Annotated in this window: 13 protein-coding genes; 4 read left to right on the top strand and 9 right to left on the bottom strand. The window is 70.9% G+C overall.

The annotated features are described in order from the left end of the window. Positions 1-60 precede the first annotated feature (60 nt). The 6 genes from SACAZDRAFT_RS01065 to SACAZDRAFT_RS01035 all read right to left on the bottom strand — a co-directional run bounded on the left by SACAZDRAFT_RS01065 (position 61) and on the right by SACAZDRAFT_RS01035 (position 6,677). Positions 61-375, bottom strand: a complete 315-nt coding sequence (locus SACAZDRAFT_RS01065; RefSeq protein ID WP_005437828.1) for a hypothetical protein — start codon at positions 373-375, stop codon at positions 61-63. Between the two features lie 152 nt (positions 376-527). Next, a complete protein-coding gene (locus SACAZDRAFT_RS01060; protein WP_005437826.1) occupies positions 528-1,001 on the bottom strand; it encodes an NUDIX domain-containing protein in 474 nt (157 codons plus the stop codon). After that, positions 998-2,122 (bottom strand): NrfD/PsrC family molybdoenzyme membrane anchor subunit, encoded by a 1,125-nt coding sequence (gene nrfD / locus SACAZDRAFT_RS01055; RefSeq protein ID WP_005437824.1) that lies wholly within the window; start codon positions 2,120-2,122, stop codon positions 998-1,000. Before nrfD ends, SACAZDRAFT_RS01060 begins: the two co-directional genes overlap by 4 nt. A 4-nt stretch (positions 2,123-2,126) precedes the next feature. Further along, complete coding sequence (locus SACAZDRAFT_RS01050) at positions 2,127-3,056, bottom strand: 4Fe-4S dicluster domain-containing protein (protein WP_005437823.1); 930 nt, start codon at positions 3,054-3,056, stop codon at positions 2,127-2,129. A gap of 1 nt (position 3,057) precedes the next feature. After that, positions 3,058-6,306, bottom strand: coding sequence for a formate dehydrogenase (fdh, locus tag SACAZDRAFT_RS01045; RefSeq protein ID WP_005437821.1), 3,249 nt, complete (start codon positions 6,304-6,306; stop codon positions 3,058-3,060). Between the two features lie 68 nt (positions 6,307-6,374). Further along, positions 6,375-6,677 carry a hypothetical protein gene (locus tag SACAZDRAFT_RS01035; protein WP_005437819.1) on the bottom strand — a complete coding sequence of 101 codons (303 nt, stop codon included), beginning with the start codon at positions 6,675-6,677 and terminating at the stop codon, positions 6,375-6,377. A 147-nt stretch (positions 6,678-6,824) separates the two neighbouring features. Between SACAZDRAFT_RS01035 and SACAZDRAFT_RS01030 the strand changes: the two genes are divergently transcribed. Further along, positions 6,825-7,337, top strand: a complete 513-nt coding sequence (locus SACAZDRAFT_RS01030) for a flavodoxin family protein (RefSeq protein ID WP_005437817.1) — start codon at positions 6,825-6,827, stop codon at positions 7,335-7,337. Between the two features lie 14 nt (positions 7,338-7,351). Here SACAZDRAFT_RS01030 and SACAZDRAFT_RS01025 read toward each other — a convergent pair whose 3' ends face one another. After that, complete coding sequence (locus SACAZDRAFT_RS01025; protein WP_005437815.1) at positions 7,352-7,621, bottom strand: PASTA domain-containing protein; 270 nt, start codon at positions 7,619-7,621, stop codon at positions 7,352-7,354. A gap of 67 nt (positions 7,622-7,688) precedes the next feature. Further along, a complete protein-coding gene (gene trxA, locus SACAZDRAFT_RS01020; RefSeq protein ID WP_005437813.1) occupies positions 7,689-8,048 on the bottom strand; it encodes a thioredoxin in 360 nt (119 codons plus the stop codon). A 283-nt stretch (positions 8,049-8,331) separates the two neighbouring features. Here trxA and SACAZDRAFT_RS01015 point away from each other — a divergent pair, with 283 nt between their 5' ends. The 3 genes from SACAZDRAFT_RS01015 to SACAZDRAFT_RS01005 all read left to right on the top strand — a co-directional run bounded on the left by SACAZDRAFT_RS01015 (position 8,332) and on the right by SACAZDRAFT_RS01005 (position 12,380). Then, positions 8,332-8,970: an alpha-ketoglutarate-dependent dioxygenase AlkB gene (locus tag SACAZDRAFT_RS01015; protein WP_005437811.1), complete on the top strand. Its 639-nt coding sequence runs from the start codon at positions 8,332-8,334 to the stop codon at positions 8,968-8,970. Positions 8,971-9,046: 76 nt separating this feature from the next. Beyond that, positions 9,047-10,321 carry an ATP-grasp domain-containing protein gene (locus SACAZDRAFT_RS01010; RefSeq protein WP_005437810.1) on the top strand — a complete coding sequence of 425 codons (1,275 nt, stop codon included), beginning with the start codon at positions 9,047-9,049 and terminating at the stop codon, positions 10,319-10,321. A 13-nt stretch (positions 10,322-10,334) separates the two neighbouring features. Beyond that, on the top strand, positions 10,335-12,380 hold the full coding sequence (locus SACAZDRAFT_RS01005; protein WP_005437809.1) for a CocE/NonD family hydrolase: 2,046 nt from the start codon (positions 10,335-10,337) through the stop codon (positions 12,378-12,380). Here the strand turns inward: SACAZDRAFT_RS01005 and SACAZDRAFT_RS22135 are convergent. Further along, on the bottom strand, positions 12,371-13,756 hold a 1,386-nt coding region (locus SACAZDRAFT_RS22135; protein WP_005437808.1), incomplete at its 5' end, for a selenocysteine-specific translation elongation factor. The two genes, SACAZDRAFT_RS01005 and SACAZDRAFT_RS22135, sit on opposite strands and share 10 nt — an antisense overlap.

Below are 13,756 nucleotides of genomic sequence, written 5' to 3'. Positions count from 1 at the left end.
GCTTGCCCCGCCGAGGCCACCGCGGGGAGAGTCGAAGGGCCCGCCGACGTCCCGGACCGGTCAGGCCGCACTGCGCGCGTCCGGGATCTCGGTCGCCGGTGCCGCCTGGACGACGTCGAGCGCCGCATAGCAGCCCGGGCACAGCAGGCAGTCGTCGCGAACAGCCACGAGTGTCGCCTCGCAGTGTTCGCGGCAGTGGGCACAGGCGAACTCGACCGCCCGTGCCAGGCTGTGGAGATCGGCGTCCGGGCGTACCGGATAGGACGAGAGGATCTCCACGGTCGTGCCGTCGGCGAACACGATCGCATGAGCCGGTTCCCCCACAACGTGGGTTGAACCTGTGCCCACCGAGGAGGTCTGCGGCGCGATGCTCATGGTGCCGAACGTACCCCGGTCAGGGGGCGGCAAACGGCAGCGAGGAAGTTGGTTCGCAACACTCGGAATCACCCGAGATCACGGCCGCCGGGGCAGCCGTCGAGTGGGTGTACCGGGACACCACGATGGACACTCGCCCGAGCGGAATCCGGTCAGGCGAGCCGTTCTTCGAGCCGGTCGAGGAACACTCTCTGTGCGACCACGACCGCGTCCCTCGCCCGATCGAGGTCGAACCAGTCGACGCGATCGAGTTCCGGATACTCCCGCACGATGCCTGATCCCTTCGGCCATTCCAGCGCGAAGGTGCCCGGCACGACCGCGTCGAGGTCGAGGTCGCCGTGCAACGCGAACGCGGTCACGATCTTCCCGCCGGACTGGCGCACCTCACCGAGCGGCACGAGACCACCCTCGGGAGGCGGCACCCCGAGCTCCTCGCCGAACTCCCGGCGCGCCGCGGCCTCGGGAGTCTCGCCGGGGTCGTACTCGCCTTTCGGGATCGTCCACGCCCCGGCGTCCCGGCGCGCCCAGAACGGCCCGCCCATGTGGCCGAGCAGCACCTGCGGCGCTCCCGACACGACGCGGTAGAGGACGATGCCGGCGCTGCGCCGGGCGGTCCGCGCGCTCACCGATCGGCGGTGGGGGCTCCGGTCTTCTCTCCGGCCTTCTCGCCGGCCTTCTCCGCGCGGGCTGCCTCCTCCTGCCGCTTGCGCAGGCGCTCGCGTTGCGGCACCACCGTGTACTTCGGGTCGGCCGCCGACACCCGGCCCGCCTCGAACACGCCCCACTTCGTCATCGCCGACCCCACGAGCAGGGCTGTTCCGGACAGAGCACGCACCACCTTGCTGCGATGGCTCACGAAGGCGCCTGCCGTACCCGCGACGGCCAGCGCCTCTCCGGCGCGGACCAACACTCCCGACCGACCCCGCTGGTACGGCTCGGCGACCATCCCGAGCCTGCGCTCCAGCAGCCGCGAGGCCGCGAGCTCAAGCGCGGTCCCGAACAGGGCGAAGTTGCGCGAGGGGGCCAGGTCGGCGCGACGTCGGGCGGCAAGCACACCGAGCCCTCCGGCGGCCACGGCCCCCGACCCGACGAAGACGTACGGCAGTTCGCGGTGCGCGTCGTGCCACGCGGGCACGGCCGTGTCCGCCACGAGCGCCGCCGTGTACGACGCGATGCCGGGACCCGTCACCGCCGCACCCACCGTCGCCGCCGTGCCGATCCTCGGCACGAGGCCCGTGACGTCCGACGCGGCGGCGATGCCCGCCATCGGGCCGTACACGGACAGCAGCCAGGAACCCATGCTCATCGGGGAGGTGGGCTTCATGACCCGCAACATGTTGACGAACCGCGCGGGTCGTCCGAGGTCGTGCACGAGCGCCACGACCGACGCCCCGATCGCTCCGAGCGCCCCGACCTTCGTGACCGTGGCCAGCTGGCCGCGGCCGGTGGCCTGCGACCCCGCCGCGAGCAGCGACGCCCCACCGGCGAGGCCGCCGAGAAACAGGTAGGCGGGCACGTCCGGGACCTTCCACACCGGACCGTTGAGCACCGGCTTGCCGTAGTAGGAGGTGAACTCCGCCTCGGGGACCATGGCCTGTTCGCCGCGTCCCCGCCTGCGCCGCCGTCCGGACACCCGGCCCGGCGCGCCGGTGATGGCCTCCCGACCCGGACGCGCCGTCACAGCGCCGTGTCCGTCGGCCTGGCCGTCGGCGTGTCCGTCACCGCCGACACTGCTGCCGTCGCTCATCTCGTCAACCCCTTCGTCCGCCGAGGAAGGCCGCCACGGCACCCGCGATCAGCGTCGCCGCCGCCGACCCGACGTGCCGCCACATCCGCGGCAGGTCGCGCGTGGTGACGACGGGGTCCGGCGGCAGGCCGTACACCTCGGGCTCGTCCAGCAGCAGGAAGAACGCCCCGTCACCGCCGACACCGTCGTCGGGGTCGGCGCCGTACAGGCGTGCGTCCGAGATCCCGGCGTCGTGGAGCTGCCCCACGCGGCGGGCCGCCCGCTCGCGCAGTTCGTCCAGGGGCCCGAACTGGATCGAGTCGGTGGGGCAGGCCTTGGCGCAGGCGGGTTCGAGTCCGTTGCCCAGCCGGTCGTAGCAGAGCGTGCACTTCCAGGCCCTGCCGTCGCCCTTGCGCTGGTCGATCACCCCGAACGGGCAGGCGGGGATGCAGTAGCCGCACCCGTTGCAGATGTCCTCCTGCACCACGACCGTGCTGAACTCGGTGCGGAACAGCGCCCCGGTGGGACACACGTCCAGGCACGCGGCCTCCGTGCAGTGCTTGCAGACGTCCGAGGCCATGAGCCAGCGGAACTCGCCCTCCATGCCGGGGGCGGTCGGGGTCATGCCGGCCTCCGTCGGCGGGGTGCCCGACCCCTGCTCGGCCAGTGCGAGCACGTCGGTGTCGGCATGCAGGTCGGTCTGGGCCACGCCGAGCGGCTTGCGTTGCTCGATGAACGCCACGTGCCGCCAGGTGTTGGCACCGAGCCCGACGGTGTTGTCGTACGACATGCCCGTGAGCTCCTGGCCGTCGTCGGGCACGGCGTTCCATTCCTTGCACGCCACCTCGCAGGCCTTGCACCCGATGCACACCGTCGTGTCGGTGAAGAAGCCCATGCGGGGCGGGTGGTCGACGTAGCCGGTCCGGCCGGCCGGTTCGGTCGCGGCACTGCTCATGTCACACCTCGGTCCCCGTCTCGTCCGTGATCCCCGCGCGCCGGCGGTACTCCTCGACCAGCGCCACACGGGCCGGTCCTCGCGGCCGCCGTCCCGGCCGGATGTCGCAGGCCAGCGCCTTCACCTCCTGGATGTGCACGTTGGAGTCGAGTGCCATGCCCGCCAGCTCGTTGGCCGCGTCGCCGGTGGAGATGCCGTTCGGACCCCAGTGGTACGGCAACCCGATCTGGTGCAGTGTCCGGCCCTGGATCCGCAACGGGGACATGCGCTCGGTGACGAGCACACGCGCCTCGATGGCGGCCCGAGCCGAGACGATCGTCGCCCAGCCCAGATGCTCCAGCCCGCGCTCGGCCGCGAGTTGCGGCGAGACCTCGCAGAAGAACTCCGGCTGCAGCTCCGACAGGTAGGCCTGCCACCGGGACATGCCACCCGCCGTGTGGTGTTCGGTGAGCCGGTAGGTCGTGGAGACGTACGGGAACACCTCCGAACCGGGCTGCGCACCGCTGGGTTGGTAGCGGGCGTACTCGTGCTGCAGCACGTCCCGCACCGGGTTGCGCTGCTGGCCGTAGAGCAGGTTCGAAAACGGTGACTCCTGCGGCTCGTAGTGCGTGGGCAGCGGCCCGTCGGTGAGTCCGGCGGGCGCGTACAGCCACGCCTTGCCGTCGGACTGCATCACGAACGCGTCGACACCCGACAGCGCGTCGGGCCCGGTCGCGTCCGGGTCCGGGACGAAGTCCGGAGGCTTTGTGCCGTCGAAGTCCGGTACGTCGTGGCCCGTCCACCGGCCCTGCTCGGCGTCCCACCACACGTAGGACTTGCGCTCGCTCCACGGCCTGCCATCGGGGTCGGCGGAGGCGCGGTTGTAGAGGATGCGCCGGTTCAACGGCCAGGCCCAAGCCCACTCGGCGGCGACCCAGTCCTGTTCGGACGACGGCTTGCGCCGCGCCGCCTGGTTCACGCCGTCGGCGTAGACACCGCAGTAGATCCAGCAGCCGCACGCCGTCGATCCGTCGGGCTCCAACTCCTGGTAACGCGACAGCGGCCGGGCCTGCGAGTCGTACCCGTTGATCTCGGCGAGCACGGCCTCGGCCTCGGGCTCGTCGTGCGGGCCCTTGGTCGGGTAGTCCCACGTCAGATCGAGGATCGGTCGATCCCGTTCCCGCTCGGAACCAGCGAGCTTCTCGCGGATGATGCGGCCGAGGTGGTAGGCGAACCACAGGTCGCTGCGCGCGTCCCCCGCCGGTTCGACGGCCTGGTAGTGCCACTGCAGCAGTCGCTGCGTGTTGGTGAAGCTGCCGTCCTTCTCGGTGTGGGTGGCCGCGGGCAGGAAGAACACCTCGGTGGCGATGTCGGTGGTCTTCAGCTCCCCACTCTCGATCTCCGGACCGTCCTTCCACCACGTGGCGCTCTCGATCATCGAGAAGTCGCGGACGACCAGCCAGTCGAGGTTGGCCATGCCCATCCGCTGCGCCTTCGCGTCGGCGGACCCGACCGCCGGGTTCTCGCCGAGCAGCAGGTAGCCCTTGCAGGTGCCCTTCATCTGCTCGATCACCGTCTCGTACGTGCCGTGGCTGCCCGTCAACCGAGGCAGGTAGTCGAAGCAGAAGTCGTTGTCGGGCGTCGCCGCCGGGCCCCACCACGCCTTCAGCAGGCTCACCAGGTACGACCGGAGGTCGCCCCAATAGCCCTTGTGCGCGCTCTCCGCCTCGACGAACGTGTCGAGGCTGAGGTCACTCCTCGCGTGCGGCATCGGCAGGTAGCCGGGGAGCAGGTTGAACAACGTCGGGATGTCGGTCGAGCCCTGGATGGAGGCGTGCCCGCGCAACGCGAGGATGCCCCCGCCCGGCCGCCCGATGTTGCCCAGCAGCAACTGCAGGATCGCCGCCGTGCGGATGTACTGGACGCCGACCGTGTGCTGCGTCCACCCGACCGCGTACGCGAACGCGCTGGTGCGGTCGCGGCCGGAGTTGTCGGCGAGCGTCTCGCAGACCTTCAGGAAGGTCTCCTGGGGCACACCGCAGATCTGCTCCACGACGTCCGGGGTGTAACGCGCGAAGTGCCGCTTGAGGATCTGGAAGACGCAGCGCGGATGAGTCAGCGTCGGGTCGGTCTCGGGTTCGTAGCCGATCTCCGGTCCGCCCGAACCGTGCGCCTCTCCCCTGGCGGCCTCGGACACACTCCGGTCCTGCTGGAGCTGGTCGGGCTGCCCCGACGCCGGGCGCACCCGCGCACCCTGGTACTGCCACGACGACACGTCGTACATGCGCTTCTCGCGGTCGAACCCGGAGAACAGGCCGTCGAGGTCCTCGGTGTCGACGAAATCCTCGCTGACGATCGACGCCGCGTTGGTGTAGGCGAGCATGTAGTCCTGGAAGTACCGCTCGTTCTCCAGGACGTAGCGGATGATGCCGCCGAGGAACGCGATGTCACTGCCCGCGCGCAGCGGCACGTGCAGGTCCGCCAGCGCACTGGTGCGCGTGAAGCGCGGGTCGACGTGGATCACCGTGGCGCCCCGCGCCTTCGCCTCCATCACCCACTGGAAACCCACGGGATGGCACTCGGCCATGTTCGAGCCCTGGATGACGATGCAGTCGGCGTTGGCCAGGTCCTGCTGGAAGGTCGTCGCACCACCGCGACCGAAGGAGGTTCCCAGACTGGGAACCGTGGACGAGTGTCAAATACGGGCCTGGTTCTCGACCTGGATAGCGCCCAACGCCGTGTAGAGCTTCTTGAGGAGGTAGTTCTCCTCGTTGTCCAGCGTGGCACCGCCCAGACTGGCGAAGCCCAGCGTGTGGTTGGTGATCACACCATCCACCTCGGACTGCCAGCCCGCCTCCCGGGCGTCCAGCATCCGGTCGGCGATCATGTCCATCGCCGTGTCGAGGTCGAGGCTCTCCCACTCGGTGCCGTACGGCCTGCGGTACAGCACCTGGTAGTGCCGCGTCGATCCGGTGGTCAGCTGCAGACTCGCCGAGCCCTTGGGACACAGCTTGCCCCGGCTGACGGGCGAGTCCGGGTCACCCTCGATGTGCGTGACCTTGCCGTCCTTGACGAACACGTTCTGACCGCAGCCGACCGCGCAGTACGGGCAGATCGACTTCACGACCTTGTCGGCGCCGGTCGTACGCGCGAGGAGGGACTCGCTGACCTTGCTCTTGGCCGCCGCGCCCCGGCCCGTGCGATCACCGTCGGTGAACTGCCGGTAGACCGGCCAGCTCTCGATCCACTGCTTCCACTGCCCTCGCGCCATCGCGTTCCCCTCGCCTCGTCAGCCGGATCGCTCGCGTGATCGCGTGTTCCCTCGATCGAACCACGGAGTCAACGTCCACGCATCCGGGCATCGCCCGCGACACGGTCGGCCAGCCACCGCCGAACGACGTCGCTCGCCTCCGGATTGTCCGTCGGCGGCTGCGCCAGCACCTGGCTCCCGGACACGAGACCGCGTCGGCGTCCCTCCTCGGGAGCCGGAGCGTCTCCCCCGTCGGCGGGAAGGCCGGTCGCGATCAGGTAGGCCAACCCCGGCGAGATGCCGAGTCGCCGCGCCACCTCGCGGTAGTCGAGCCCCTGCTCGAGCAGCGCTCGAACGTGCTGTCTCGTCGGCACGATGTCCTCCCGATCCACAGACCGTCACCTCATCGCACCGTGTGTGGTGCCGGACCGTCAAGTACCCCGCTCACCAGTCGTTCACACGGGGTGAGGACGACGGTGTGACAGCTCGGAGTCCTAGGACTCTGGCCGCGCCGCCGTGCGGAGGGACATCATGACGGCATGCGGTCGCTGGTGGTCTACGAATCGATGTTCGGCAACACCCGCGCGGTCGCCGAGGCGATCGCCGAGGGCCTCCGGGGAGATGTCGGTGTCGTGGAGGTCGGGGCGGCTCCCGACGAGCTGGCCTCGGACATCGACCTGCTGGTCCTCGGCGCACCGACGCACGCGTTCGGGATGAGCAGGGCCGCCACACGCGAGGACGCCGCACAGCGCGCCCTCGCTGCGAACACGGCACTCGTGTCGCGGCACGACGGGATGCGGGAATGGGTGGAGCGCGTCCGGGTGCCGTCGCACGTGCGGCTGGCCGTGTTCGACACCAAGATCGCCAAGCCTCGCCTGCCGGGGTCGGCGGCCAAGGGAGTGGCGAAGCGACTGCGCGGCGCACCCGTCGAGCTGGTCGCCGCCGTTCAGCACTTCCTCGTGGTCGACACGCTCGGCCCGCTCGCCGACGGCGAGTTCGATCGCGCGCGAGAGTGGGGCACGACACTGTCCGAGCGCGTCCCCGTTCGCTGAGCGACGGCGCCGAATCAGTCCGGCGAAGCCGACTCCAGGGGGCCTGTGGTCGCGGCCCCGACGGGCGCTTCCTTGCCGGGATGGACCCACAGGATCACCTCGGCGCCCTCCACCGCTCCGGCCGCGCCGATGGGACGTTGCGCGGTCACGATGCCGGACATCGGCAGCTCTCCGCCATCCGGCGGCACCGGGTTCAGACCGGCCCTGCGCACGATGTCACACGCGTCGTCGGCGCCGAGACCGACGACGTCGGGCACCTCGGTGACCGGACGGGGTCCACGCATGCTGCCAGTGTAGGCGCTCGCGATCGCCGACGGCAGTCCTCGATCGCGAGCGCCCACCCGGCTCACGTCAGCTCGCGCGCTCGATCTCGGCGCGAACCTCGTCCATGTCGACCTGCTGAACCTTGTCGATGAGCTCGGAGAACGCCGGAGCGGGCAACGCTCCGGGCTCGGCGTAGAGCACCACGCCGTCGCGGACGGCGAGCAGCGTCGGAATCGAGGAGATGCCGAACGCCTGCGCCAGTTCGACCTGCGCCTCGGTGTCGACCTTGCCGAAGGTGATGTCGGGGTGCTCTTCCGAGGCCTGCTCGAACACCGGCGCGAAGGTCCGGCACGGCCCACACCACGACGCCCAGAAGTCGACGAACACCGTGCCCGGCGCGCCGACGATCTCGTTGAAGTTCTCGCTGGTCAGTTCGACTGTCGCCACTGATGTCTCCTGTCGTCGTGGGCGTCCACTGTCGTCAACAGCCGTGCCGGGCCCACCATTCCACGCCCCTTCCCGGCGTGTCCGCGAGCTGCGACGTCGTGTCCGCGATCTGTGCACGCGTGTCCGCGGTTTCCGTACGACGGCCGGCCGAGCGCGCGACCACGAAGCGCGGACACAGGTACGCAACTCGCGGACACGCGTACGGGAAGTGCGGACACGCGTACGCAAGGCGCGGACACGGCGCAGGGTAGAACACTTGTTCGAATCGGGTTAGTCTTGCTGCATGGACCTCGCACTTCAGGGATCGCTGTTCGACTCGCTCGTCCCGGGTGACGAGCCGTCACTGCGCCCGCTGGACGGCGTGCGACGGACCGAGCTCGCCCACGGCGCCTGGATCGACGTGCTGCCCGGATGGCTGTCGGGGGCCGACGTGCTCTTCGAGCGGCTGGCCGAGCGCGTCCCGTGGCGGGCGGAGCGTCGCGTCATGTACGACCAGACGGTCGACGTCCCCAGGCTGCTGTGCTTCTACGGTGAGCACGACCGGCTGCCCGATCCCGTGCTCGAGGCGGCCCGTTCGGCGCTGACCGCGCAGTACGAAGACGAGCTCGGCGAGCAGTTCCGCACGGCAGGGCTGTGCTACTACCGCGACGGCCGCGACAGCGTCGCGTGGCACGGCGACCGCATCGGCCGCGGTCGCCGCGAGGACACCATGGTGGCGATCCTGTCGGTCGGCGCGTCGCGGGCGCTGCTGCTGCGGCCGCGGTTCGGCGGAGGCGCCACCCTGCGATACCAACTCGGCCACGGCGACCTGCTCGTGATGGGCGGTTCGTGCCAGCGCACCTGGGAACACGCCGTCCCCAAGACCGGCAAGCCCGCGGGCCCGCGCATCAGCATCCAGTTCCGCCCGCGTGGCGTGCGTTAGGACGGGCCACCGGTTTACGCCGCACGACCCGGGTCACCCTGAGCGCGGACGAGTCGCTGCCCGCGGGAGGTGGCCGGTGACCGAGAACGTCTTCGTGCTCGGGCTCGACGAGGGCAACGAGGAACTGCTGCGCCGGCTCCCCGATGCCGCCGACTACCGGTTCCACGCGCTGTTGAAGGTCGAGGACCTGCGGATCGGCTACACCGATTTCCGGCGCTGCCTGGAGGAGGCCCGCCAGCAGCTGGACGCCTTCGACGGCCCCGTGGACGCGGTCACCGGCTACTGGGACTTCCCGGTCACCTCGCTGATTCCCGTGCTGTGCGAGCGGTACGGGCTGCCGAGCACCAGCCTTGAGTCGATCGTGAAGTGCGAGCACAAGTACTGGAGCAGGCTGGAGCAGACGAAGGTCACCGACGCGTGCCCCCGGTTCGGTCTCGTGGACCTCGCCGCCACGCCGCCGCGGTTGCCGGACGGCCTGGAGTTCCCGGTGTGGCTGAAGCCGGTGAAGTCGACGTCGTCGAAGCTCGCCTACCAGGTCGGTGACGAGAAGGAACTGGCCAGCGCGGTCGGCGAGATCCGGGCGGGGGTGGCCCAGGTCGGCGGCCCGTTCGACGCGGTGCTGCGGCGCGTGTCGCTGCCGCCCGAAGTGGCCGACGTGGGCGCGCAGGCGTGTCTGGCGGAGGAGGCGGTCTGCGGCGCGCAGGTCACGGTGGAGGGCTACCGGCACCATCACGAGCCGCACGTCTACGGCGTCGTGGACTCGGTGTGTTACCCCGGGACGTCGTGCTTCCTGCGCTACCAGTACCCGTCCACGCTGCCCGCCCATCTGCAGCGGCGCGTGTCCGACGTCGCCAAGGCCGTCGTCGCCCGGATGGGGCTGCGGTCGACGACCTTCGACATCGAGTTCTTCGTCGACACCGCGTCGGACCGGGTGTGGCTGCTGGAGGTCAATCCCCGGTTGTCGCAGTCGCACGCCCGGCTGTTCGAGGCGGTCGACGGCATGTCGCACCTGCACTGCATGGTCACTCTCGCGCTCGGTCGGCCGCCGCACATGCCGCGGGGTGAGGGCCGGGCGGCCGTGGCGGCGAAGTGGTTCGTGCGCCGGTTCACCGACGGTGTGGTGCGGCGCGTGCCGAGTCCCGAGGAGATCGAGAAGCTCGAACGCGAGGTCGGCGACGTCGTCATCGACCTCACCACGGAGCGGGGCGCCCGACTGTCGGAGCAGTACGCCCGCGACAGCTACAGCTACGAACTGGCCGACATCCACGTGTCGGCGGACAGCCAGCAGGAGCTGGTCGACAAGTACGAACGCTGCGTGTCCGCGCTGCGTTTCGAGATCGACGACGGCTGACGGAGGTTTCGCCGTGCGTACAGTCACCTCGCTGCCGCACCCCGTCCGCAGGGACGATCACGTGTGGATTCCGCTGTCGGACGGGACCCGGTTGTCGGCCCGGGTGTGGCGACCGGTGTCCTCCGACGACGAGCCGGTGCCCGCGATCCTGGAGTTCATCCCGTACCGGTTGAACGATCTGACGTTCCAGCGGGACTCGATCCACCACCCCTATCTGGCCGGACACGGCTACGCGGGCGTGCGGGTGGATCTGCGGGGCAGCGGCAACAGCGACGGCGTCCTCGCCGACGAGTACCTGGAACAGGAACTGCGCGACGGTGAGGAAGTGCTGGCGTGGCTCGCGGAGCAGCCGTGGTGTGACGGCAGTACGGCGATGATGGGCATCTCGTGGGGCGGGTTCAACGCCCTGCAGATCGCGGCGCGCCGGCCGCCGAGCCTCAAGGCGATCGCGACCCTGTCGTCCACCGACGACCGCTACGCCGACGACGTGCACTACATGGGCGGGTGCCTGCTCTCGGACAACCTGTCGTGGGCGTCGACCATGTTCGCCTACAACTCGTGCCCGCCCGACCCGGCGGTCGTGGGCTCCCGGTGGCGGGACATGTGGTGGGAACGGCTGGAGCACTGCGAGCCGTGGCTGGTGGAGTGGCTGCGCCACCAGCGCCGTGACGACTACTGGCGGCACGGCTCGGTGTGCGAGGACTACTCGGCCGTGGGGTGCCCGGTGTTGGCGGTGAGCGGGTGGGCCGACGGCTACTCGAACTCCGTCTTCCGGCTGCTGCGCAATCTCGACGTGCCGCGCAAGGGACTGATCGGGCCGTGGTCGCACAAGTACCCGCACCTCGGCAAACCGGGCCCGGCCATCGGGTTCCTCCAGGAGCTGGTGCGCTGGTGGGACCACTGGTTACGGGGCGTCGACAACGGCGTGATGGACGAGCCCATGCTGTGCATCTGGATGCAGGAGAGCGCCAAACCCGCCACCGCCTACGAACAGCGGCCGGGGCGCTGGATCGGTGAGCCGTCGTGGCCGTCCCCGAATATCGAGCACACCGACTTCGTGTTGCAGCGCAACCGGCTCGCCAAGGAACCGGTGCCCGACGACGGCGTCCGTGGCGTCCGTGAGGAAGGGGAACCGCTCACGATCGAGTCACCGCTGTCGGTGGGGCAGTTCGCGGGCAAGTGGTGCTCGTACAACGCCCCACCGGACCTGCCCTACGACCAGCGTGAGGAGGACGGTGGGTCGCTGGTGTTCGACACCGACGTGCTCACCGAGCGGCACGAGATCCTCGGCTCACCGGTCGTGCACCTGGAGCTGAGCTGCGACCGGCCGAACGCGATGGTGACGGTGCGGTTGTCGGACGTGTCCCCGGAGGGCCGCGCGACGCGGGTGAGCTACGGCCTGTTGAACCTGACCCATCGCGACGGCCACGACCGACCGGAACCGCTCGAACCGCACCGGCCGTACCGGGTCGACGTGCCGCTGAACGGCGTCGCTCAGGCGTTCCCGGCGGGGCACCGCGTGCGCATCGCCGTGTCCACGTCGTACTGGCCGTTGGCGTGGCCGCCGCCGGAACCGGTGCGGCTGACGGTGTTCGCGAGCCGGAGCTCGGTGACATTGCCGGTGAGGCCGATGCGCGACGGCGAGCAGAGTCTCGCCCCGTTCGGCGAGCCCGAGGGAGCGCCTCCCACGCCCGTGCGACGGCTGCAGCCCGGTGACAGCCGGTGGACCGTGTCGCGCGATCTGGTGGACTACCGGTCGGCGCTGGAAGTGGTCAAGGACCTGGGTGTCCTGCACTTCGACGACATCGATCTGGACGTGCGCAGGCGGGCGGACGAACGTTACGACTGGGTGGCCGACGACTTCGAATCGGTGCGCGGCACCGTCGACTGGACGATGCGGTTCACGCGCGGCGAGTGGGACGTCGCCACGGTCACGCACACCACGCTCAGTTGCACGCCGACGGAGTTCGTCGTGCACGCCCGCCTCGACGCCTACGAAGGCGAGCAGCGCGTGTTCTCCCGCAACTGGCACACCTCGGTGCCGCGCGATCACGTGTGAGGGCGGCGCAGCGTCCGGGTGCCGTCGGCCGCCCGGCGGGTGCGGCCGACGGCGTCGAGGCGTTCGAGCAGGGGGACCGCGACGCGGCGGGTGGTGCCGAGGGCGCGCCGGGCCTCGCTGACGGTGAACGGTTCGGGCAGGCCGGAGAGCACCCGGACGGCCTCGTCCAGCACTGTCGGGCCGAGCACCACGCCGTCCGCGATCCGGAGCAGTCTGCCCGCGCGTTCGGCGGCGGCGAGGTGTTTCGGGCCGAGCCCGGCTTTCGCGAGGTCGTGCGCCTCGGGGGCGACGAAGGGGTCGCGGGCGAATCGGCGTTCGAGCACCCGCACGGCCGACTCGACGGACTCGGGCAGGCTCGGCGTGCGTGCCGGGTCGAGCACGACACCGTCGCGGACGCGGAGCCCGGCAGCGGCGACGGCGGCGTCGAGAAGGGGGTCGGGCACGTCGAGCGCGCTCCGCAGCGATTCGGCGGGCAGGCCCGCCGACAGCGGGTGCCGCTCGTGCCAGTCGGCGACGTGTTCCCGCACGCGCGTCGCGAGTCTCCGCGGCAGGTCCTCGGCGACCGCCCACCGGTCCACCCGTGTGCCCGGGACCTCCCAGCCGAGCGCGTGCAGCTCGGTGACGTCGACGGCACCGTGACGGCGGACGTAGGCGGCAGCGGGATCGGCCAGCTCCACCGCTCGGGCCCGGGCCGCACCGCGACGTCGCAGGACCGGCGGTCGCGGGTCCAGGACGTCGAACCCGGCGGGCACGCTGTGTTCGCCCGGGTCGCGCAGCAGTCCGCGGTCACCGGCGCGCAGCGGTAGCTCCCTGGCGAACGACAACCGCACCAGATCGGTCGCGAGCGGACGGATGCGGCACGGGACGGCCGCCGCTCCGAGGTGCGCGACCAGTTCGCGGTGCAGGCTCTCGGCCTTCTCGCCGCGCAGCCGGACGTCGGCCTCGCTCGTGTGCCGCCAGGCGCCCGGCGTCAGCAGAGCATCGCCCCGGGCGAGCTCGCGGTGCTCGACGCCGCGCAGGTTCACCGCCACGCGCGCCACGGCCCGCACCGTGTCGTGGCCGGTCCCGAGTGACTGGAGGCCCCGCACCACGCACCGACGTCCGCCGACGACCAGCTCGTCGCCCACGGACACCGTGCCGGCTCCCAGCGTGCCCGTGACCACCGTGCCGGCGCCCTTGACGGTGAACGAGCGGTCGATCCACAACCGCACGTCGGCGTGGGTGTCCGGCTCCGGAAGCCGAGCGCCCAGGGCGACGAGCTCGGCCCGCAGCTCGGGCAGTCCCGCTCCCGTTCTCCCGCTCACCGCCACGGCGGGGACCCGGCCCAGGCTCGTGGCGGCGATCCGGTCCGCCGCCTCGGCGAGCACGGGGCCGGG

Source organism: Saccharomonospora azurea NA-128, from assembly GCF_000231055.2.
Lineage (GTDB): Bacteria > Actinomycetota > Actinomycetes > Mycobacteriales > Pseudonocardiaceae > Saccharomonospora > Saccharomonospora azurea.
The sequence above is the reverse complement of the archived record's forward strand: the minus strand, read 5'-3'. Positions and strand labels throughout refer to the sequence as shown.